Source organism: Ruegeria sp. AF1 (assembly GCF_056542125.1).
This window is the reverse complement of the sequence record NZ_JBQFZG010000013.1, coordinates 26966-47985: the sequence shown is the minus strand read 5'-3', so window position 1 is coordinate 47985 and position 21020 is coordinate 26966. Positions and strand designations below refer to the sequence as shown.

General features: G+C 56.7%; 15 protein-coding genes. 7 read left to right on the top strand and 8 right to left on the bottom strand.

Annotated elements, in window-relative coordinates:
• Positions 1-18 precede the first annotated feature (18 nt).
• Positions 19-1263 carry a molybdopterin molybdotransferase MoeA gene (locus ACR0BK_RS15845; protein WP_480555365.1) on the top strand — a complete coding sequence of 415 codons (1245 nt, stop codon included), beginning with the start codon at positions 19-21 and terminating at the stop codon, positions 1261-1263.
• On the opposite strand, the gene ACR0BK_RS15840 is transcribed toward ACR0BK_RS15845, so the two are convergent.
• The 4 genes from ACR0BK_RS15840 to ACR0BK_RS15825 all read right to left on the bottom strand — a co-directional run bounded on the left by ACR0BK_RS15840 (position 1260) and on the right by ACR0BK_RS15825 (position 6371).
• The gene (locus ACR0BK_RS15840) at positions 1260-3680 is read right to left on the bottom strand and encodes a GcvT family protein (protein ID WP_480555400.1); all 2421 of its coding nucleotides are present in this window, start codon (positions 3678-3680) and stop codon (positions 1260-1262) included. The genes ACR0BK_RS15845 and ACR0BK_RS15840 overlap by 4 nt on opposite strands.
• A gap of 151 nt (positions 3681-3831) precedes the next feature.
• On the bottom strand, positions 3832-4071 hold the full coding sequence (locus tag ACR0BK_RS15835) for a hypothetical protein (protein WP_480555364.1): 240 nt from the start codon (positions 4069-4071) through the stop codon (positions 3832-3834).
• A gap of 134 nt (positions 4072-4205) precedes the next feature.
• Complete coding sequence (locus tag ACR0BK_RS15830) at positions 4206-5363, bottom strand: aromatic ring-hydroxylating oxygenase subunit alpha (RefSeq protein WP_480477339.1); 1158 nt, start codon at positions 5361-5363, stop codon at positions 4206-4208.
• A gap of 102 nt (positions 5364-5465) precedes the next feature.
• A complete protein-coding gene (locus tag ACR0BK_RS15825; RefSeq protein ID WP_480555362.1) occupies positions 5466-6371 on the bottom strand; it encodes a LysR substrate-binding domain-containing protein in 906 nt (301 codons plus the stop codon).
• A 140-nt stretch (positions 6372-6511) separates the two neighbouring features.
• Between ACR0BK_RS15825 and ACR0BK_RS15820 the strand changes: the two genes are divergently transcribed.
• Positions 6512-7456 (top strand): PDR/VanB family oxidoreductase, encoded by a 945-nt coding sequence (locus ACR0BK_RS15820; RefSeq protein ID WP_480555360.1) that lies wholly within the window; start codon positions 6512-6514, stop codon positions 7454-7456.
• A gap of 417 nt (positions 7457-7873) precedes the next feature.
• Positions 7874-9700 carry a BCCT family transporter gene (locus tag ACR0BK_RS15815; RefSeq protein ID WP_480555359.1) on the top strand — a complete coding sequence of 609 codons (1827 nt, stop codon included), beginning with the start codon at positions 7874-7876 and terminating at the stop codon, positions 9698-9700.
• Positions 9701-9895: 195 nt separating this feature from the next.
• On the opposite strand, the gene ACR0BK_RS15810 is transcribed toward ACR0BK_RS15815, so the two are convergent.
• The 4 genes from ACR0BK_RS15810 to ACR0BK_RS15795 form a co-directional block, all read right to left on the bottom strand.
• Complete coding sequence (locus tag ACR0BK_RS15810) at positions 9896-10687, bottom strand: FAD binding domain-containing protein (protein WP_480520520.1); 792 nt, start codon at positions 10685-10687, stop codon at positions 9896-9898.
• 95 nt (positions 10688-10782) lie between these two features.
• A complete protein-coding gene (locus ACR0BK_RS15805) occupies positions 10783-13143 on the bottom strand; it encodes a xanthine dehydrogenase family protein molybdopterin-binding subunit (RefSeq protein WP_480477329.1) in 2361 nt (786 codons plus the stop codon).
• 80 nt (positions 13144-13223) lie between these two features.
• Positions 13224-13706, bottom strand: a complete 483-nt coding sequence (locus tag ACR0BK_RS15800; RefSeq protein ID WP_209507073.1) for a (2Fe-2S)-binding protein — start codon at positions 13704-13706, stop codon at positions 13224-13226.
• 28 nt (positions 13707-13734) lie between these two features.
• Positions 13735-14283 carry an SRPBCC family protein gene (locus ACR0BK_RS15795; protein WP_480520524.1) on the bottom strand — a complete coding sequence of 183 codons (549 nt, stop codon included), beginning with the start codon at positions 14281-14283 and terminating at the stop codon, positions 13735-13737.
• Positions 14284-14464: 181 nt separating this feature from the next.
• Between ACR0BK_RS15795 and ACR0BK_RS15790 the strand changes: the two genes are divergently transcribed.
• The 4 genes from ACR0BK_RS15790 to ACR0BK_RS15775 all read left to right on the top strand — a co-directional run bounded on the left by ACR0BK_RS15790 (position 14465) and on the right by ACR0BK_RS15775 (position 20855).
• On the top strand, positions 14465-15145 hold the full coding sequence (locus ACR0BK_RS15790) for a response regulator (protein ID WP_480484332.1): 681 nt from the start codon (positions 14465-14467) through the stop codon (positions 15143-15145).
• A gap of 45 nt (positions 15146-15190) precedes the next feature.
• The gene (locus ACR0BK_RS15785) at positions 15191-16360 is read left to right on the top strand and encodes an FIST N-terminal domain-containing protein (RefSeq protein WP_480520526.1); all 1170 of its coding nucleotides are present in this window, start codon (positions 15191-15193) and stop codon (positions 16358-16360) included.
• Positions 16361-16363: 3 nt separating this feature from the next.
• Positions 16364-18577, top strand: coding sequence for a hybrid sensor histidine kinase/response regulator (locus ACR0BK_RS15780; RefSeq protein ID WP_480555357.1), 2214 nt, complete (start codon positions 16364-16366; stop codon positions 18575-18577).
• A 100-nt stretch (positions 18578-18677) separates the two neighbouring features.
• Entirely contained in the window at positions 18678-20855 is a 2178-nt protein-coding gene (locus tag ACR0BK_RS15775; RefSeq protein ID WP_480555356.1) for a Tex family protein, read from the top strand.
• The last annotated feature ends 165 nt before the right edge of the window (positions 20856-21020 follow it).

Here is a 21020-nt window from a genome sequence, read left to right as displayed (position 1 = left end):
CAGAGTTGGAGGCTGGATATGGCTGATGGATGCGGCTGTGATCGACACGTGCATATGTATCTGAGCGTGGATGAGGCCCTGCACCGTGGCCTGTCCGCTGCTGATCCGATCACAGAAACGGAAACGCTGCCTTTGGCCGCTGCAATAGGGCGAATATTGGCCCGCGACTGTTTCAGCAAGGTCGATATGCCCGCTTTCGACAATTCGGCAATGGATGGTTATGCGGTTCGAACCGCAGATCTTGGCGATGACGACCTGTTCCAGATGCCGGTGGAGGGTCGCATCGCGGCGGGGGACAGCGGGTCTCATGCTGCACCTGTCGGCAGCGCGGTGAGGATTTTTACCGGAGCGCCTGTTCCTTCTGATTACGACGCCATCGTCATGCAGGAAGATTGTGATGTTGTAGAGGGGCAAATTCGCTTCAGCCGCCGTCCAAAGCCCGGGCAACATATCCGGCGTGCCGGTGAAGACCTTCATGCCGGAGCGTCGATCCTGCGGCGCGGCTGCGAGATTGGCCCGCGCGAGGTGGCAGCCCTTGCATCCGCCGGGTATGGCGAGGTCGTGGTTCTCCGCAAGCTGAAGGTTGCGATCTTTTCAACCGGCAGTGAGTTGCGCCAACCGGGTGAGCCCCTTGGCCCGGGGCAGATCTATAACTCGAACCGTTACATGCTGCTTGCGCTGTTGCAGAAGCCCTGGATTGAACTCACGGACCGGGGGCCGGTTGAAGATGACCCCGCGCTTTTGAAACAGGTCTTGCTGGACGCGACTGAAACCTCTGACCTGATCATCACGACCGGTGGTGTTTCTGTCGGCGATGAGGATCATATGCCGCGTCTGTTCACTGAGATCGGTGGCGTGACGGATGTGATGAAAGTCGCAATGAAACCGGGCAAGCCGATCATGTTTGGTCGGCGTGGCGGTGCACTTTACATCGGCCTTCCAGGTAACCCGGTTTCTGCTTTTGTGACCTGGCAGATAATCGGATCGCAGATGATGGCGCGCCGCGCCGGTCTGCACCACACCCCGCAGGCAGCCGTACAGGCAGTTCTGTCGGAACCCTTGCACCGCACCGCGGGCCGTCAGGAATATCGCCCGGTTCAGATTGACGGTCACACACCGGACGGACGGCCCCGATTGCGTCTGATGGAACCGTCCTACAGTGGTCGTGTTGCTTTGCTTGCACAAGCGGATGGATTGGCGATCATCCCGGCAGAGGTGACGGAATACCCCGAAGGACAAGGCCTTGAGCTATTGCGGTTTTAAGCCCTAAGCGCTTTTCCCGCGGCATCAAAGGGCGGTTCATGCAGGATCGTGGCCCTGTGCGGTCGCCCCAGAACCATAACCTCGACCTCATCACCTGGCTGGGCGTTTTTTACATATCCCAAGGCCAACGACATTCCGACAGTGTAGCCATAGGTGCCCGAGGTCACTCGGCCGATCCCTTCACCGTTCTTGAAGATCGGCTCACCACCTGTTGCATCCGCGTTAGATGCTGTCACATCCGCTTCGTTCAGGTGTAGAACCACCAGGTGTTCCCGGGCCGGGTTCTGCAACACTTTCTGCGCAGCCGCTTTGTTGAGGAAGTCCTTTTCGAATTTGCAGAGGCGATCAAGACCCACTTCATGCTGCCAGTACTCCGGGCTGTATTCGCGGCTCCAAGACCCATAGCCCTTTTCGACCCGCATAGACATCAGTGCCCGGCTGCCAACAGGGCCAGCCCCGAACTCTTTGCCTGCCTCAATCAAGGCATTGTACAGTCGTGCTTGATCTTGGGTGGCGCAATGCAGCTCCCACCCCAGGTCGCCAGTAAAGGAGACGCGCAGGGCAAGAACCTGAACTCCCGCCAGCTCAATCTTGGCGGACCGCATGAACGGGAAATCTTCGGTTGCGAGCGATGTGTTGGTCAGAAGTTGCAGGATGTCGCGGGACCTAGGGCCGGCCACGTTAAAGCCGCACATCGTTTCGGTTTTGCTTTCGAAAGTGGTTCCCTCAGGCAGCGGAACCTGTTTGAAGAAGCGCTTGTGATACCGCTCTGCCATGCCCGAGCCAATCACCCAGAACTCGTCATCAGCTACGCGGGTAACTGTAAAGTCGCCTGCAATACCGCCGCGTTTCGAGATCAGCGGGGTCAGGCAGGATCTGCCGACGGTTTTGGGCATGGTATTGGCAAAGACGGCGTTCAACCAGTCTGCCGCACCCGGACCCTTGCAGAGATACTTGGCGAAGTTCGAGATATCGATGATCCCGGCACGGTCGCGCAACATCCTGCATTCCTCACCCACCGGTCCCCACCAGTTCTGACGGGTAAAGCCATTGGTATCTTTGGTGCCGGGCGTTGCGGCAAACCACAGCGGATGTTCCCAACCGGCGTTCAGGCCAAAAACCGCACCCATGGCCTTCTGCGCCTCGTAGATCGGGCGAACCCGTGCCGGACGACCGGCGCTGCGTTCTTCATTGGGGAAATGGATCGCGAACCGATGACTGTACTGATCTGCCACGCGCGCTTTGGTGAACGCCTTGGTGGCCCAGTTGTCAAAACGCGCCAAATCCCAGGCGAACATATCGTATTCCGTTTCACCCTCGATGATCCACTGCGCCGCCATCAGGCCCATGCCGCCCGATTGCGAGAAGCCGGGGATGATACCGTTGCAGCAGAAATAGCCGTCGACCTCAGGCACCGGCCCCATCAGAACATTTGAATCCGGTGACCAGATCATCGGGCCGTTGATGACACGCTTGATCCCGGCTTCACCAACCGCAGGCAAGCGTTCGATGGCGTTCATCATGTTCTCTTCGATCCGCTCCAGATCATCAGGGAACAGGTCGTGGGCAAAATCCAGCGGCGTGCCTTCTTCGGCCCAGAACCTCATATCTTTCTCATAAGCGCCGACCAGCAGGCCGTTGCCTTCCTGACGCAGGTAATACTCGCCATCCCGGTCTGATACAGATGGCAGACGGGTGCCGTGGCTTTTCACATCAGCCATGGATTCGGTTACGAAATACTGGTGCTCTGTAGGTTGCAGCGGCAGTTCGATTCCGGCCAGTGCCGCAACCTCGCGCCCCCACAGGCCCGCTGCGTTCACCACCCAGCGTGTCCTGATGTCACCTTTTGGCGTTCTGACGATCCAGCTGCCATCCTCCTGCTGCTCGGTTGCAGTGACCGGCGTGAAACGGTGAATCTGCGCCCCGCGTTGACGTGCGCCGACCGCATAGGCGTTGGTCACACCCGACGGGTCCACATTGCCGCCATCGGGTTCGAACATCACGCAACGGATGCCGTCGTAATTGACCAGCGGGTTCAGCTTTTGGGCTTCTTCGATGCTGATCTCATAGAAGTTCATGCCATACAGTCTGGCCTTTGCGGCCTGTAGCTTCAGCTGATGTTCGCGCTCTTCTGTCTGGGCCAGGTATAGCGAGCCGGGCTGGAATACGCCGCAGCTTTGACCGGTTTCAGCTTCCAGCGCTTTATACAGGCTCATCGTGTAATGCTGGATGCGGCTGATATTGGTACTGTCGTGCAATCCATGAATGTTGGCGGCTGCGTGCCAGGTTGACCCCGAGGTCAGCTCGTCCCGCTCCAACAGAACTACATCGGACCATCCCAGTTTGGTCAAATGATACAGGATCGAGCACCCGATCACTCCTCCGCCGATGACCACGGCCTGAGCTTCGTTTCGCATTTTGGCTATCTCGCGCGTTTTCGTTCGCGCTTGTTCTTTCATGAAGACTGACCCATCGACAATGTCGACAAAATTCGAGATCGAATGAAGTCAGCTAAACTCAAATTTGGAGAATGCCTGACGGCGCAATACGCTTAAGCAAACGAATTCGTCAGAACGTCAATCGGTGTGCGCGGCCACGTTCAAACAGCTTTAGGTTCAACTCATCTGCTTCCGGCGCGCCATATTCCAACGCAAACACAAATGCGTGGGTCAGGTAGAAACACGAGGCTTCATGATCCTGACGTTGTTCGGCCAGAATCGCTGCTTCGTGATACAGCCGGATCAATGCGGGTACATCTTTTTCCTCATGGGCTCGCAAGAGTTGTTTATCGAGTTCGTTCAGATCCACTGTGATCCTTTCAGCGAATTCACACCAGCTGTCCTCTAGGAGACAAAAGACGCAACGCGGTCCCGTCTGCTGTTGTTACAACCGATCCGCAATCTGGTCAGTCAGGCCTAACCAGATCGACTTTTCAGGATTGCTTACGCTTCAGCGCGGGCTTTTTCGATCTGCGTGGCCACCCAATGGTGAAAACAATGGGTCGGGCCGTCCATCGCGGGCGAGAAACGACCGCCATCGAATTTCACGCCGTGACGGCCTTTCTGCATGCCTTCAACCACAAAGACGTCTTCCTCGAACACCGTCTTCCACAGTTGCGCGTTCTTGGCACGCAGTGCTTCGTGTTCGGGCGCGTCTTCGGGTTTTTTGGCGTAGTAGAGCTCAATCCGTTCGTTCGAACGCTCATGCGTGATCGGATCGATGAGGAAAGCAAAGCCGTGGTCACGCTGAACACCCAGCAGGGTATTCGGGTAAACGACGATATATTCCGCGCCGTCAGTCCACTGCTCACTCAGGTTCTCGAAATCATCCAGCTTTTCGCCATCGTGACCCTCGAACTGGCGGTAGACATAGGTGCCCTGACCCGAATACTTGCCCAGTTCGTTGATGTTGTAGTGATCTTCCAGACGCGAATAGCTGTTCAGGCCGGGGTGAACCCAAGGCAGGTGATAGCTTTCGCAGTAGTTTTCAACAGCCAGTTTCCAGTTCGAGTTCAACTCAAGATAAACCGATGCGCCAGCGCCACCGTGATACATTGGTTGATCGAATTCTTTCCAGCGTTCCATCAACTCGCCATGGACATTTTCGAATTCCGGAGCATCGCCGCTGACATTGACAAAGACAACATCCCGCCAGACATACGAGCGGATGCGGATAAGGCCCAACTCGGCGAAATCTAGATCCTCATGGGTGTTCTGCCCGGGGCCACCGACATGAGGGGCAGTCCGCAGTTCACCATTCAAGCCATAGCACCAGCTGTGATAGGGGCAGCGGATCGCGCCGCGGATTTTTTGCGGCTTGTCGACCAAAATCATGCCGCGGTGGCGACAGGTGTTCTGGAACACGCCGATCTGACCGTCGCGATCGCGTACCATCAACAGCGGCACACCCAGGAAATCGATCGGATACGCATCTCCCGCCTCTGGAATGTCTTTGCCAAAGCCGATGCCGGACCAGTTCGCAAACAAGACCGCATCCCGTTCTTCGGCAAAAACTGCGGGATCAATATAATGCTCGTTCGGCAGACCCTTTGCGGTGTTTACCGGTGTCAGAACAGACGAAAGCGGTGCGTGCTTGTTCATCGGCCACTCCTGAGTGATTTGAATGAGTTTATCGCTGCATCCATTGGCGGCCGAGGCCGCCCACGTTCAATACTAAAAAACCTAATGGCAAATTGAGGCAGGCTAAACCGAACCTTCAGACAGTTCGTTAAGCAACCAATTCTTGAGAGCCAGCGCCCCTTCCGAAAGCTGATCGTCCGGACGACCGACAAGATAGAAATTATCCGGGGCGGGCAGGCTGAATTCCTCTAATGCGACGAGTTTCCCTGATGCGAGCATGGGCTGGACCAGACGTTTCCACCCCAGCGCAAGACCCGCCCCTTTACGCGCCACCTGAAGGGCAAGCGCATAGCTGTTCACCCGCGATTCCACGGGAACAACCCCAGAAAACCCGAGGTCGTGGAACCAGGATGACCAGGTCGTCCAGGTACTGTCCTGCGTTTCAAGATGGATCAGCCGCCGCTGCACGAGGTCTTCAAGGCTGGCCCCTTTAAGGTCCGCGGCCATCTGGGGGCTGCAAACGGGTGTCAGGATATCGCGATACAGTTTCGTGTGCGTGAGTTGCGCGTTCGCGTCCCGGCCATAGCGGATGAACAAGTCGATATCCGGCCGGTCCGTGAACGCCTTGTCCTGCGCCATCTGGTTCACTTTCACGTGCGGATAATCTTGCCAGAACCGGATGACAGACGGCGACAGCCAAAGTGCGGCGACGGCAGTGGTTGACCCAACGGTTACGTGGTTCTCGACATCGTTGCTGCGAATCTTTTCAAGTACCTTTGAAATCTGCTGGAACGAAGCGCCGAGTGCCTCAAACAGGTCTTGCCCATCCTCGGTCAGTTCCACACCGCGGTGCTTTCGGACAAAAAGGGCCGCGCCCAGCTCACCTTCCAGCGCCTTAATCTGATGACTGACTGCACCAGGCGTCACGGAAAGCTCACTCGCGGCTTCCTTGAAACTGAGATGCCGAGCGGCGGCTTCAAAGGCAGATAAAGTCGTAAGTGGGGGAAGGTTGTAGTGGCGTCGAGACATGGAGGTTTATTGGCTTTTGAACTCTAGGTGAGTTCAATTCATCCGAATGTTAGAAATTTTGCAATTGAAATCTATCTTTTTTCCTGTTGTTTGCTGAACGACCCAGAATGTGCGCCGCGTGAGACCGAACAGGACAAGTGATGGATACTCAAGTTGCCCGCCTTGTGCGAAAAACACCGCTCAGCCCCGACACCTCTGACTTCTGTTTCGAGATCGAAAGCGGGCGCTTCACCAGCCTCGAGCCCGGAGCGCATGCAGACATCCATCTTGAAGACGGTCTGATACGGCAATACTCGCTGTGGAGCTGGAGCCAGGATGGACGCCTGATCAACGTGGCCGTCAAACGCGAAGACAAGGGGCGAGGCGGGTCACTGGCGATGCATGACCTCCAAGAGGGCGCGACCGTGGAAATCGGCGGCCCCCGCAACCACTTCAAACTTGAAAGCCATGATCGGCACGTCACTTTGATCGCAGGCGGCATCGGGGCCACTCCACTGGTTGCAATGGCACGTGAGCTGCTGAACCGAGGGCAGGATTTTCGTGTCTATTATCTTGTTCGATCAAAAGAATACGCGGCGATGGATGCACAATTCCGGGCGCTTGGACTGGATGAATGGTATCATTTGCATTGTGATAACACAGACGGGGTGTTCGACCTGAGATCGGTCATGCAATCGATGCCGATGGGCGCAGACGTTTATACCTGCGGCCCTGAACCGATGCTGAATGCGGTACTGGAGGCTGGTGCCTTGCTGCGCGGCGGCGCGATACACTTTGAACGGTTCGCCGCCGCGTCGGACATTGAACATGCCCCGAACGCCGATTTCCAGATCGAGATCCAGTCGACTGGTGCGATCTATCCCGTTGGCAAGGACCAATCCATTCTGGAGGTTTTGCAGGCCAATGGTGTGCAGGTTGATTTCGGCTGCTCCGAAGGGCTTTGCGGAACCTGTATCGTTGATGTCGTGTCCGGCGAAGTTGATCATCGCGACGGTATACTTACTCCGCAAGAGCAGGAAACGCATGAGTTCCTGTGCACATGCGTTTCGCGGGCCAAGTCGGACAAACTGGTATTGAAACTGTAGAAGGAACCACATTCATGCCCTTTACTTGTTCTCGCTAACACGTGTTTCGAGTACCTGTGAGCGTCGTTTCGAGTAGCATAAGGGTCGGATTCTTGGGTGAGCTGCCCTAACCTCTGTCATAGGTTTTCCCGAATTGAAGGGCGCAACCACTTCTTGCGAAGCTGCTACCAGGTTCAACGGCAGACAGACTTGCCACAACGAACCAACAGCTTTTGCAAGCGAACACAATCTGGGAGGAAAAGAGCGGTGGGCGATCCCACATGGTGTGTGGTCTTCCCCGTAAATCTCAGCTGAGTTGCAGTCAACTCGCTGATCGTTTGGTGCATTGGGCATGTTTGTTTACGCCGTCCCGCGCGGTGCACCCCAAGCAGAAATCCAAAGAACAAGAAACGGCGAACACACGGAGGAAAACGCAATATGTCGATACCCGATCCATTCACGGACGTTGAGATAAAGACGGCGGATGCCGGTTTTTATGAAAACTACAGCGTCCCAATTGCCCTGATCAGCAAGGCCATCATGGTCGCGCTGGTTCTGTGGGCATTGGTATTCCCTGCAAATGCAAACGGCACGCTTGGCAGCCTGAACGGGCGGCTGCTTGAGCTTTTCAACAGCTTCTACATTGTCATTGTCGGGTTGTTCCTCGTTTTTCTGGCCGTTGTCGCCGCTATTCCGTCCACGGGTCGCCGTGTGATGGGAACACCCGGTGAAAAGCCCGAGTTTTCAAACTTCTCATGGTTCTCCATGATGTTCGGCGCCGGCCTGGGTGTTGGTCTGATGGTTTTTGCAACCGCAGAACCGTTGGGGCTGTGGGGTTCGAACCCCGAAGTCGTGTCCGAGGCGGTCGTGGGAAATACACCCGAAGCACTGCAGTCGGCTTACCGATATACCTTCTTGCACTACGGGTTTCACGCTTGGGCCATCTATGTGGTTACCGGGTTGTCGCTGGCATATTACGCTTATACCCGCGACATGCCTCTCACCATCCGCTCGGCGCTGACGCCCCTGTTTGGCCGCTTCGTCAATGGCTTCTTCGGCCATGTGGTTGACGTTTTGGGCGTTGTTGCAACGATCCTCGGTGTTTCTGTCACCATCGGCTATGGTGTCAGCCAATTCATCGACGGGCTTTATGCCATCACCGGTATGGAATGGGTCATGGATCTGGGTGGCGAAGTTCCAACCCCAAGCAAAGTGGGTCTGATCGCCGGTCTGGTCATCATCATGAGTCTGTCGATTATTTCGGCCGTATCAGGCGTTGGTCGTGGTGTTAAATACCTGTCGAACCTGAACCTCGTATTGTCGATCATCCTGTTGGGCACATTTATCGTCTTCGGCTCGTTCGTCTTTGCCATGACCACTTATGGCACAGCAATGGTCGACTATATTCTGCATATCCTGTCGCTCAGCTTTAACGCCTATGGTCCACTGTCAGTTGAAGCCTTCGGTGCGGCTCTGCCCGCCGAAGCACAAGCCCATGCCAATGATCTGATGGGCGGAGCTACCAATGCGTGGGGCAGCTTTGACGGTTTCAAGAGCGGCCTGGAAGGGGCAGCAGCCGAGTTGGATGAAGCAACGCTGGCGGCCGTTTATGCGGCGGGTGAGCAGGGGCGTCAGTTCGGCTGGCAGTCGGGCTGGACCACGTTCTACTGGGCCTGGTGGATCGCGTTCTCGCCCTTTGTGGGCTTGTTCCTTGCCCGTATTTCGAAAGGACGGTCTGTCCGCGAGTTCATCGTGGGTTGCGTGTTCGCTCCGGCGTTGGTGTGCTTTGCTTGGATGACGGTTTTGGGCGGCACCGCGATCGACCTGGAACTGGCAGGCGCTGCAGAAGGTGCGATCGTCGGAGCATCAAACACCAACAAGCTGTTCGTGACCCTGTCTTACATGATTGACGGAGGTCTGTTGTCATTGCTGAACGTGATGTGCGTGATCCTGATCATGACATTCCTCGTCACGTCGGCAGACTCGGGCATTCTGGTGATGAACACCATCATGTCGGGCGGCAGCCAGGAGACGGGCATCAAGCACCGCATCATCTGGGGTGTCATCCTGACGGCTGTGATTGGCGCGCTGGTCCTCGCAGCGGGCGAAAACAACCCGATGGATGCTTTGCGAAACGCAATGATCATCGGAGCACTGCCCTTTACTGCTGTAATGGGTTTGATGTGTATTGCATTGGCCAAAGCTTTGTTCCGAGACAGTCAGCGTGACAAACATGCCGCTACAGGTGCACAAGCCGCCGAATAAGCAAATGCTTAGCTTATGACGTGATCAGGCCGTCTGGAATTGGGCGGCCTGATTTTTTTTGCGTAGACACTGGCCACGACCCTCAAACAACGAAAAGGTGCTGGCCAGCCCGACTGTGGCGAGACACCAAAACCATATCTCAACGAAAAAGCCCCGGTAAAAACCGGGGCTTTTGAGCATCATTTCGTGAAATTCCTACATGCAGGCTTCAACGGCGCGTTTGGTCATGACCGACACAAGATGCGCCCGGTATTCCTTGCTGCCATGTAAATCAGCGATCATGTTGGCAGGGTTAATCCGAAGGTCCATCAAGGCGTCCGGGCGGAACTCCTTGTTCAGCGCCTGCTCGGCTTCGCTCCAACGGAAGACGCCGTCCTCACTTGCCCCGGTCACCGCCACGCGCACGCCGTCCGTGAAACGGGCCAGATAGACCCCAACAAGTGCAAACCGCGACGCTGGCTGCAGGAATTTCTGATAGCTTGCCGCCTGCGGAACCGGAAAGCGGATCGAAGTGATGATCTCGCCTTCTTCCAGGGCTGTCGTGAACATGCCTTGAAAAAAGTCATCTGCCGCAATTTTACGCGCGTTGGTCACCACGGTTGCGCCCGATCCCAGCACGCCCGCCGGATAACAGGCTGCCGGATCATTGTTTGCAACCGAACCACCGATGGTTCCACGATTGCGCACTGCCGGGTCGCCAATTTGTCCAGCCAATGCCGCCAGCGCGGGATAAGATCCTGCAGCGTCGCGAGCAACGACAGCGTGGGGTGTTGCACCCCCAACTGAGACCGAGCCGTCATCATCAACGCAGACGCCTTGCATCTCGGCAATGCCGCCCATCGACACCAGTTTGGACGGTGCCGCCAATCGCTGTTTCAACGTCGGGATCAGGGTTTGCCCACCTCCCAACGCTTGCGCATCCTCTGCTGCCAATGCTGCAACCGCGTCAGCAATGGTCGAGGGCTTCTCAAACTCGAAATTGTACATTTCGTTCTTCCTTTCCGAAAGGCGCTGATCCGCCCTTCATCTGGCTATAAATATCCCGGGGAGCGCGAGGGGCTGGTCCCTCGCACCCCAATCTCTCAACCATGCATCGCCGTCCAAACGCGTGACGGGCTCATCGGCATGTCGATATGATCAACAGCCTTTCCGCCCGAGTTCAGTGCGTCCAGAACCGCGTTGACCACCGCCGGCGGCGAACCGATCGCTCCGGCCTCGCCGCAACCCTTCACACCAAGCGGATTGTGTGTACAGGGTGTTTGGCTTGAATGATCGACGCTGTAGAATGGGACGTCATCGGCGCGTGGCATCGCGTAGTCCATGAAGGACGCGCTCAGCAGTTGGCCATTCTCGTCATAGGCACAGTTTTCAAGCAAGGCCTGACCGATGCCCTGACCAATACCGCCATGCACTTGTCCATCAACGATCATCGGATTGACGATATTGCCAAAGTCATCCGCAGCCGTGAACTTCTCAATCGTGACCTGACCTGTGTCCGGATCAACCTCGACCTCACATGCATAAGCCCCTGCCGGGAAAGTAAAGTTGGCCGGGTCATAAAACGCGGTTTCTTCCAGTCCCGGTTCAACTTCCAGCGGATAGTTGTGCGGGACATAAGCCGTGAGGGTCACATCCCCCCATGCCACCGACTTGTCGGTCCCCGCAACACTGAACTGACCGTCCTTCAGCTCGATATCCGCCTCGGACGCTTCCAACAGGTGGGCGGCGATCTTCTTGGCCTTGTCGATCACTTTTTCGGTCGCCTTGACCATCGCCGAGCCGCAGACCGCCAGCGAGCGTGAGCCATAGGTGCCCATGCCGAACGGAATCTTCGAGGTGTCACCATGCACGATCTCGACCATCGACTCGTCGATGCCGATCATGTCGGCCACAACCTGCGGGAAGGCCGTCTCATGCCCCTGACCATGGCTGTGCGCGCCGACCATGACGCTGATCGAACCGGTGGCATTAACCCGAACGGTCGCGGCATCATAAAGACCCGCCCGGGCCCCCAGCATGCCAACGATGTTCGACGGCGCGATACCGCAGGCCTCGATATAGCAGTTGACACCCAGGCCCCGCAGCTTTCCGTTGGCCTCGCTTTTTACACGGCGGGCGGCAAAGCCTGCCAGATCGGCAGCAGCCTCAAGCTTGTCCATTGTCCCGTTGTAGTCCCCGGTGTCGTAAGTCAGCGCCACTGGCGTGTCATAGGGGAACTGCGTGACAAAGTTCTGGCGACGCAGGGCGATCGGATCCACACCCAACTCGCGGGCGGCCTTGTCGATGACACGTTCCAGCTGGAAGGTTGCTTCGGGGCGGCCAGCGCCGCGATAGGCATCCACCGGCACCGTGTTCGTGAACATCGCCTTCACATTTACCTGAATGACCGGGGTCTTATAGTTGCCCGCCATCAGCGTCCCGTGCAGCCACGTCGGCACCGAGCTGGAGAAGGTCGAAAGATAAGCGCCCAGATTGGCGTAGGTGTTGGTCCGCAGGCCGATGAAGTTGTTATCCGCATCCAGAGCCAGTTCAATCGTGCTGACATGGTCACGACCCTGCGCATCCGACATGAACGCCTCGGACCGGCTGGCGGTCCACTTGACGGGGCGGTTGCAGGCCTTGGCGGCAAAGGTGCAGAACGCTTCTTCCGCATAGTGGAATATCTTGGTGCCAAATCCACCACCCACATCCGGGGCCACGACGCGGACTTTATGTTCCGGCAAACCCAGAACGAAGGCGCACATCAACAAGCGGATGACATGCGGGTTCTGCGAAGTGGTATAGAGCGTATATTCATCCGTGCCCCGGCTGTATTCCGCCACGGCCACGCGCGGTTCCATCGGGTTGGCGACCAGCCGGTTGTTCACCAGATCCAGCTTGGTAACGTGCGCCGCGTTGGCAAAGACGTCGTTCACCTTTGCGTCGTCGGCCTCACCCAGCTGCCAGTCGTAGCAGATGTTGTTTTTCAGATCGTCATGAACCAGCGTCGCGCCTTCCTGCGCGGCGGATTTCATGTCGATCACGGCGGGCAGTTCCTCGATATCCAGATCAATAGCCTCAGCCGCGTCACGGGCCTGTTCCAGACTGTCAGCCACCACGGCGGCAATGGGATCGCCCACGTGGCGCACCTTGCCCTGTGCTAGAATGGGATGTGGCGGTTCCTGCATCGGTGCGCCGTGCTTGTCGGTCACTTCCCAGCCACAGGGCATTCCGCCCACGCCTTCAAAGTCTTTGCCGGTGAATATCCTGACCACGCCGGGCATACCCTCGGCCGTTGATGTATCCACGGAATTGATCCGCCCATGCGCGATGTCGGACCGCAGGAAATATACGTAAGCCTGGCCACGTACATTGATGTCGTCGGTGTAGTTGCCTGCTCCGGTCAGAAAGCGGACGTCCTCGCGCCGCTTGGAGCTGGCTCCGATGCCACTGTCTTTGGGCATTGCTTGTTCTCCTCCCATAAACGGATGCTGTTGCACCCTTCACTTGTCCCACGGGCGCAACATTTACGCCCGCAGCGGCATCATTCCGCGGCGATACTGCCGACGTCCTGGCCAGAGGCGGCCATGATCGCCTTGACGATATTGTGGTACCCTGTGCAGCGGCACAGGTTGCCTTCCAGGTATTTCCGGATTTCGGCCTCAGATGGGCGCGGGTTGTCTTTCAGCAGCGCTGCGGCGCTCATCACCATACCCGGAGTACAGAACCCGCATTGAAGGCCGTGATGATCCTGAAAGGCTTGCTGGATCACGTTCAGCGAACCGTCCGCATTTGCCTGACCTTCGATGGTGCCAACATCAGCGCCGTCGGCTTCGACCGCCAGCATATTGCACGACTTCACGGCCTGACCATTCACATGTACAACGCAAGCGCCGCACTGGGCCGTATCACAGCCGACATGCGTGCCCGTCAATGACAGTTGCTCGCGCAGAAAGCCGGACAGTAATGTCCGGCCCTCGACCTCGCCGCTTACGGCCTTGCCGTTCACGGTCATGGAAATTTTCATGACTTTCTCCTCCCTGAATTCCAACGGTTCAACCGCCCAACACGCGCTTGAACCAACCTTTTTTTGCTTCGCCTTCTTCATCTTCGGCCGAAGGTTCGGCTTGAACCTGATCCGAGGTTTCCGGATCGGGCGTTTTTTCCGGTTCGACCGCGTTCTGAAAGTTTTCAAAGAACCGGTCGGCCATTTTTCTGGCGACTCCATCAATGACCCGGCTGCCAAGCTGGGCCAGCTTGCCACCGACACGTGCGTCGACGGTATAGGTCAGCAGAGTACCTTCGGGCACATCAGACAAACTGACATCGGCCGCACCCTTGGCAAAACCCGCAGCCCCACCCTTACCTTCACCCGAGAGCTTCACGCTTTCAAGCGTTACGATATCAGAAAGGGTAACGGCCCCTTTGAAGGTCGCTTTGACGGGGCCAACTTTCTGCACCACCGTCGCTTCGAACCCGTCATCGACCGAGCCCGTCATTTCCTGACATCCCGGAACGCATTCTTTCAGAACCTCAACCGACAAAAGCGCATCCCAGACCTTGGATCGCGGCGCGGCGATGACGCGGCTGTCGCTAAGCTCCATTTCTCTTCTCCAGGTGTTTTTTCTTACGCTATGCGGTGTTTTTCGCCCTGCCTATTAGACCTTGGGTGTAGGTGTCGCCGAGCCGGTCTTATGTACGACTTTGGGCCAGTAGGCGCAGATTACTTTCGTTGTTAGGATTGGGTAAGCTGGGGACAATCTGATTGAAAAAAGGCAATACCAAATGCTTGCTGACTCCGTTGTAAGGTCTGGCTTCGAGAAAGTGCTTATCGTCGATGACCACCCCCTGTTTTGCGACGCGCTGTCGATGACCTTGCAAAGCGTGGCGCAGATCGGCGAAATCCATACCGCAGACCGACTGGAAGGCGCGATGGAACTTCTATCAGGGGGGCTGAAACCGGACGCGGTCATGCTGGACCTCAACCTGCCGGATGTGGAAGGGCTGGACGGCCTTGTCCGTCTGAAGGCTGCTGCGAATGCCCCGGTTATTGTGGTGTCCTCGATGACGGATAATCGCGTTGTCAGTCAGGTGATTCAGGCGGGCGCATCGGGTTATGTACCCAAGCATAGCCAACGCGATGTGTTTCGCCTGGCATTCGAGACAGTGCATTCCGGCAAAGTTTTTGTGCCCGAAGGATGCGTTCTGATCAATGTTGAAGAGGATGAACACGCCGACGCGGTCAATCGGCTTGCGACACTGACAAATCAGCAAGCCCGCATCCTGCAACTGATCTGCGAAGGTAAACTGAACAAGCAGATTGCCTATGACCTGTCCATTGCGGAACCCACGGTCAAAGCGCATGTCACGGCAATCATGCGGAAACTGGGTGTGCAAAGCCGGACGCAAGCCGTTCTGATTGCAAAGAAAGCTTCGTTTGCCAGCGTCTTGCAAGACCAAGGCTAAGCGTCATACTCTCACCACATCGTCGCGCTTTAGGGAGGAGGCTCGATGGACCAAGCAGTCGGGTGGGCGACAGCCCGGACCGGTGCAACAGGCATCGTCAAAACGGCTTTCGTGCGTTACGACACCGGGCAGGCGCTTGGGGTGCTCGAACGTCAAATCGGGGCTGAGCCACTTGCGCTGGTGATATTGTTCGTCAGTCCGAACGCGGACGCCGCTGCGGTCATTGCCAAAGCCGAGCAGGTGTTTGCGCCTACGCCGGTGGTTGGCTGCACCACCGCCGGAGAACTTGCGGATAGCGGTTATTGCGAAGACCAGATCGTCGCAATCGGCCTCCCGCAATCCCATTTCGACACGCGTACGGTCCTAGTTTCCGATCTGAACGATTTTGAGGCGGAAAGCATCATCAACGAGATGATCCACAACCGAAATGCCATGATGGTCACGGCGCCCGACTGGAGCCATGAGTTTACGTTCCTGATGATCGACGGATTGTCGACCAAAGAGGATGCGTTGACCTCCGAGTTGGCCGTCGGCTTGGGGCCGGTGCCATTGTTTGGCGGATCGGCCGGTGATGGAACCCGGTTCGGGCGTACCTATGTGCTGCATCAGGGCAAGGCACTGAGCAATGCTGCCATACTGACTCAGGTTCGTACGCGGTGCCCGATCAAGGTGTTCAAAACGGATCATCTGGTTCCAACGACCCGGCGTATGGTCGTAACCAAGGCGGATCCGGCAAAACGCATCGTTCAGGAGATCAATGCCGAGCCCGCCGCCCGCGAGTACGCCCGTATCCTTGGCAAGGATCCGGAACAACTGACGACATTCACCTTTGCGGCGCACCCCGTTGTTGTGCAGATTGGTGGGCAGCATCACGTCCGCGCCATTCAGCAGGTGGCGGGCAACGGGGACCTTGTCTTTTTCTCGGCCATTGATGAAGGGCTTGTGCTGACGCTGGCCGAACCAAGGGACATGGTCGAGCACCTTGAGGAAGAAATCGGCCTTCTGACCGAGAAACGGCAACCCGACACAATTCTGGGTTGCGACTGCATTCTCCGCCGACTGGAAGCGCAGGAAAAGCAAAAGACTCGCGAAATCTCGGACATTCTGGCCCGCAACCACGTTGTCGGATTTTCAACCTACGGAGAGCAGTACAACTCAATCCATGTGAACCAAACTCTGACGGGTGTTGCGATTTATCCACCGGAGAAAGAGTAACGTATGATCGAGCATCTTACAGATCCCACGGACTCGGTTGACCGCCAGAACGAAAAACTTCGCAAGATCGCCGAAGCGTTGATGCGCCGGGTTGAAGAATCCACCGATGCGTCAGGTGCAGCTTATGCGCAGTTTCAGCGCGCGGCCGTGCTTGAACAAGAGGTCCGCGCCCGGACGAATGATCTGGAGCGTGCCCTTGAATTGCTGAACGATTCCAATGCCAGGCTGGCACAGGCGAACAAGGACACAGAAGCCGCACGCGCTGACCTGGCCAATGCAATCGAAACGGTGCAAGAGGGGTTCGCCCTTTTCAATCGCGACGAAAAACTGGTGCTGTGCAACAGCCGCTTTGGTCTGCATATGCCTGACATTCAGGAGCGGCTGAGCCCGGGATTGAGCTTTGCCGAATATGTCGAACTGGTCAGCCGATCAGGGTTTCTGTCCCTGCCTGAAACAATGACACCGACAGACTGGGCCAAAAGCCGCCTGGATCGGCACACGGACGATCATGTGGTGTTCAACGTCCGGCTTGTTGGCAATCGGTGGTCACAAGTGTCCGAACACCGCACGCCGGATGGCGGCACTGTTATTCTGCAAACCGATGTGACCGATATCATGCGGATCGAACGGCAGGAGCGTGACCGGATACTGGATGACAAGGCCAGGCTGATCCGCGCAACGCTTGAACATATTGAACAGGGCGTTTGCATTTTTGACAACAAACACCGTCTGATCGGGTGGAACAACCGCGCTAGCGAGTTGCTGGCCATTCCAATCGCACAGTTTCAGACGGGAACCCGGTTTGAATCGCTGTCCAATCGCCTTGGCGCGAACATCAGGTTCCAGAAGGGGGTAACGGAAGCCGATCTTCTGAACTGGGTGACGCGGCAAACCTATCGCCGTCCTCTGCAATTTCAGATGCACCGTGGAAGGTCGAAGATACTTTCTGTTTTTGCGCAGGAAATGCCCGACCGCGGTTTTGTGATATCCTTCACCGATGTAACCGCAGAACGAAAATCCGCCCAGGCCTTATATGAGGCCAAAGAATTGCTGGAACAGCGCGTAACATCGCGCACGATGGAACTGGCTGACGCTTTGAACGAGGCCGAGCGTGCAAACGCATCCAAGTCGCGATTTGTGGCAGCGGCCAGTCACGACCTGTTGCAACCTCTGTCAGCGGCAAAGCTTTATGTTGCATCGCTGGGCAGCGGTCTGGACAAAGACGACGCAAGAACCGTTGCAGGAAAGGCTGAAAGTGCGCTGAACAGTGTTGAACACATTCTGGAAGCGCTGCTGGATATCTCGAAACTTGATTCAGGGCGGGCCACCGCGCATTTGTCGACCATAACAGTGAGTACGCTGTTTTCGCAGATGGAAGATGCGTTTCGCCCGGTGGCGCAGGCAAAAGGGCTTGAGCTGTCTTTTGTTGACACGAACGCGCGCGTGACCAGCGACGCCAGCTATTTGCGTCGGATTTTGCAGAACCTGCTTTCGAACGCGATCAGGTATACCGAGGTCGGAAAGGTTCTGGTCGGTGTGCGGCGTCGCAAAGGCGCAATTGCCTTGCAGGTCTGGGATACAGGTATCGGTATCGCGTCAGACCAAAGAGACCTCGTCTTTCAGGAATTTCAGCGCCTGCATTCTGATGCCAGCGCCGCAGAGGGTATGGGATTGGGCCTTGCAATCGTGGAGCGCGCCTGTGGGCTGTTGCAACATCCAATCCAGCTGTATTCCGAAGTAGGCAAAGGAACTGGATTCTCGGTCGAAGTGCCGTTGGCGCAGGAAGAGCAGACCATTTGCAGCAGCGCCCCTGCGGCCCGCGATCCGGGCTCCAAGGTCCTTGGTAACACGGTCGTATTGTTGATTGAGAATGATGAAAACCTCCGTAGTGCACTGACCATGACCATCGAATCCTGGGGGGTTGAGGTTCTGGAGAGCGAAAGCGAAGACGAAGCAATCAATCTACTTCGTGAAATTGACATTCTGCCTGACGCAATAGTTGCCGATTTTCAGTTAAATCACGATAGAACCGGTGTTGACGCGATACATGCCCTGACGCACGAGTTTGGCCCTCTGCCCGGCTGCATTATCTCGGCCAACCGATCACCTGAACTGGCCGAGCGTTGCAAGCGCGCCAATCTGCCTTTGCTCTACAAACCGCTAGATGCGCAACTACTGCGCTCAACGCTGGAATCGTCGATTGCACGCCGCAACTGAGCGGCGTCAATCTGTGACCGGTTCAGATTGAACCAAGGGTCTTCCCCTTGCCGAAACAGCTGGTTAAGAAGTTCTTCCAGCGTCGTTTCAGGAGGCCCCATTGGACCGTATCGCCCGCACCATCGCCACCGAGATTAATGCACGATCCGAGCAGGTCGGTGCCGCGATCAAGCTACTGGACGACGGAGCAACCGTGCCTTTTGTCGCCCGGTATCGAAAAGAAGCAACCGGAGGATTGGACGACACCCAGTTGCGTCTGCTGTCCGAGCGGCTGACCTATCTGCGCGAGCTTGAAGCGCGGCGTGAGACCATCCTGAACTCGATCAAGGATCAGGGCAAACTGACAGAAGATCTGAGCCAATCCATAGCGCGTGCCGAAACCAAAGCGCAGTTGGAAGACATTTATCTGCCATACAAGCCAAAACGGCGCACCAAGGCTATGATTGCGCGCGAAAATGGGCTTGAACCTTTGGTTGACACTATTCTGGCGGACCGCAACTGCGACCCTGAAACATTGGCCGCGGCGTACCTCACCGAGGCGGTAACGACGACCCGGGATGCATTGAACGGCGCGCGGGACATTTTGACCGAGCGGCTGACGGAAAACGCCGCACTGCTGGGCGAATTGCGCAGCTTCATGCAGCGCGAGGCCCTGCTCAGCGCAAAGGTCATCGAAGGCAAGGAAAAGGACGGCGCAAAGTTCAGCGACTACTTTGACCATGCCGAATTGTGGGCAGACGTGCCGTCGCATCGGGCATTGGCGATGCTGCGGGCATCCAAAGAGGGCATCGTCACGCTGGATATCGCGCCTGAACCGGAATTTGGTGCCGCGCGGGCCGAGACGATTGTTGCCGCTCATCTACAGACACGTGGCACGGGGCCGGCAGACGCATGGTTGCGCAAAGTCGCGGGCTGGACATGGCGGGTAAAGCTTTCGCTGTCCATGATGGTCGAACTGATGGCCGATCTGCGCAGCCGGGCGCAGGACGAAGCCATTCAGGTCTTTTCGCGAAACCTCAAGGACCTGCTGTTTGCCGCGCCGGCAGGTGCCAAGGCGACATTGGGTCTGGATCCGGGCATTCGTACGGGCGTAAAGGCTGCTGTCGTTGATGCGACCGGCAAGGTCGTTGCCACTGACACCTTGTACCCATTTCAGCCGAAGAATGATTTGCGTGGCGCACAGGCCAGTATCCTCAATCTGATATCTGCTCATCAGATCGAACTGATCGCAATCGGGAACGGGACTGCCAGCCGTGAAACCGAAAAATTGGTTGCAGACACTCTTGCGCTACTACCCAAGAAGGTGAAAGCACCAACAAAAGTGGTGGTGTCAGAAGCTGGGGCTTCGGTCTATTCCGCCTCTGAACTGGCTGCGCGCGAGTTTCCGGATCTGGATGTCTCGCTACGTGGTGCGGTCTCGATTGCGCGCCGATTGCAGGACCCTTTGGCCGAGCTTGTAAAAATCGAACCGAAATCCATTGGTGTCGGCCAGTATCAGCATGATGTGGATCAGCATCGCCTGTCACAGTCGCTGGATTCCGCGATCGAGGATGTGGTGAATGCTGTCGGGGTCGATCTGAACACAGCGTCCGCCCCTTTGCTGTCACGCGTATCAGGTCTGGGGCCAGCGCAAGCCGAAGCGATTGTCACCCACCGCGATCTGAATGGGCCCTTCCTATCGCGGAAGGATTTGCTGTCCGTCGCCCGCCTTGGACCGCGCGCGTTCGAACAATGCGCCGGCTTCCTGCGCATCAGGGACGGTTCCGAGCCGCTGGATGCGTCTTCGGTACACCCCGAAGCCTATGACGTTGCGCGCCGGGTTGTTGCCGCCTGCGGCCGTGATATCCGAAACATCATGGGCCATAATGGCGCTTTAAAGGGGTTGCGGGCGGAACAATTTGTAACTCAGGATTTCGGCCTGCCGACGGTTCGGGACATCTTTGCCGAACTTGAAAAGCCCGGACGCGACCCCAGACCCAGTTTCGTCACCGCATCATTCACCGATGGTATCGAAGAAATCACCGATCTGAAACCCGGAATGGTTTTGGAAGGCACAGTCACCAACGTCGCGGCTTTTGGCGCTTTTGTGGATATCGGTGTGCATCAGGATGGGCTTGTTCATGTCAGCCAGCTGGCGGACCGGTTTGTCAAAGATCCGCATGACGTGGTTAAGACCGGGCAGGTGGTTAAAGTACGTGTTGTCGATGTTGATGTCCCGAGAAAGCGCATTGGGTTGACCATGCGAAAACAAAGTGGCGGCGGACATCGTCGCGCGTGATCGCAAAACGACGCGTGATGAAGTGCGCTGCCTTCTTGAAACCGCGTTTTGAGGGGCGTCAGCTTAGTATCTTGCACGTGGTTCAATCCATGATTACGACTGGGACGACCGGAATGAAGGTGATGTTGGCGCTACAGAAACGGCTGTGCTAATTGATCTTTTCTT

Bases quoted from the DNA above. Each gene is read 5' to 3' on its own strand.
- ACR0BK_RS15845 (WP_480555365.1), top strand. From the start codon at position 19: ATGGCTGATGGATGCGGCTGTGATCGACACGTGCATATGTATCTGAGC.
- ACR0BK_RS15840 (WP_480555400.1), bottom strand. From the start codon at position 3,680: ATGCGAAACGAAGCTCAGGCCGTGGTCATCGGCGGAGGAGTGATCGGG.
- ACR0BK_RS15830 (WP_480477339.1), bottom strand. From the start codon at position 5,363: ATGAACAAGCACGCACCGCTTTCGTCTGTTCTGACACCGGTAAACACC.
- ACR0BK_RS15825 (WP_480555362.1), bottom strand. From the start codon at position 6,371: ATGTCTCGACGCCACTACAACCTTCCCCCACTTACGACTTTATCTGCC.
- ACR0BK_RS15820 (WP_480555360.1), top strand. From the start codon at position 6,512: ATGGATACTCAAGTTGCCCGCCTTGTGCGAAAAACACCGCTCAGCCCC.
- ACR0BK_RS15815 (WP_480555359.1), top strand. From the start codon at position 7,874: ATGTCGATACCCGATCCATTCACGGACGTTGAGATAAAGACGGCGGAT.
- ACR0BK_RS15810 (WP_480520520.1), bottom strand. From the start codon at position 10,687: ATGTACAATTTCGAGTTTGAGAAGCCCTCGACCATTGCTGACGCGGTT.
- ACR0BK_RS15805 (WP_480477329.1), bottom strand. From the start codon at position 13,143: ATGCCCAAAGACAGTGGCATCGGAGCCAGCTCCAAGCGGCGCGAGGAC.
- ACR0BK_RS15800 (WP_209507073.1), bottom strand. From the start codon at position 13,706: ATGAAAATTTCCATGACCGTGAACGGCAAGGCCGTAAGCGGCGAGGTC.
- ACR0BK_RS15795 (WP_480520524.1), bottom strand. From the start codon at position 14,283: ATGGAGCTTAGCGACAGCCGCGTCATCGCCGCGCCGCGATCCAAGGTC.
- ACR0BK_RS15790 (WP_480484332.1), top strand. From the start codon at position 14,465: ATGCTTGCTGACTCCGTTGTAAGGTCTGGCTTCGAGAAAGTGCTTATC.
- ACR0BK_RS15785 (WP_480520526.1), top strand. From the start codon at position 15,191: ATGGACCAAGCAGTCGGGTGGGCGACAGCCCGGACCGGTGCAACAGGC.
- ACR0BK_RS15780 (WP_480555357.1), top strand. From the start codon at position 16,364: ATGATCGAGCATCTTACAGATCCCACGGACTCGGTTGACCGCCAGAAC.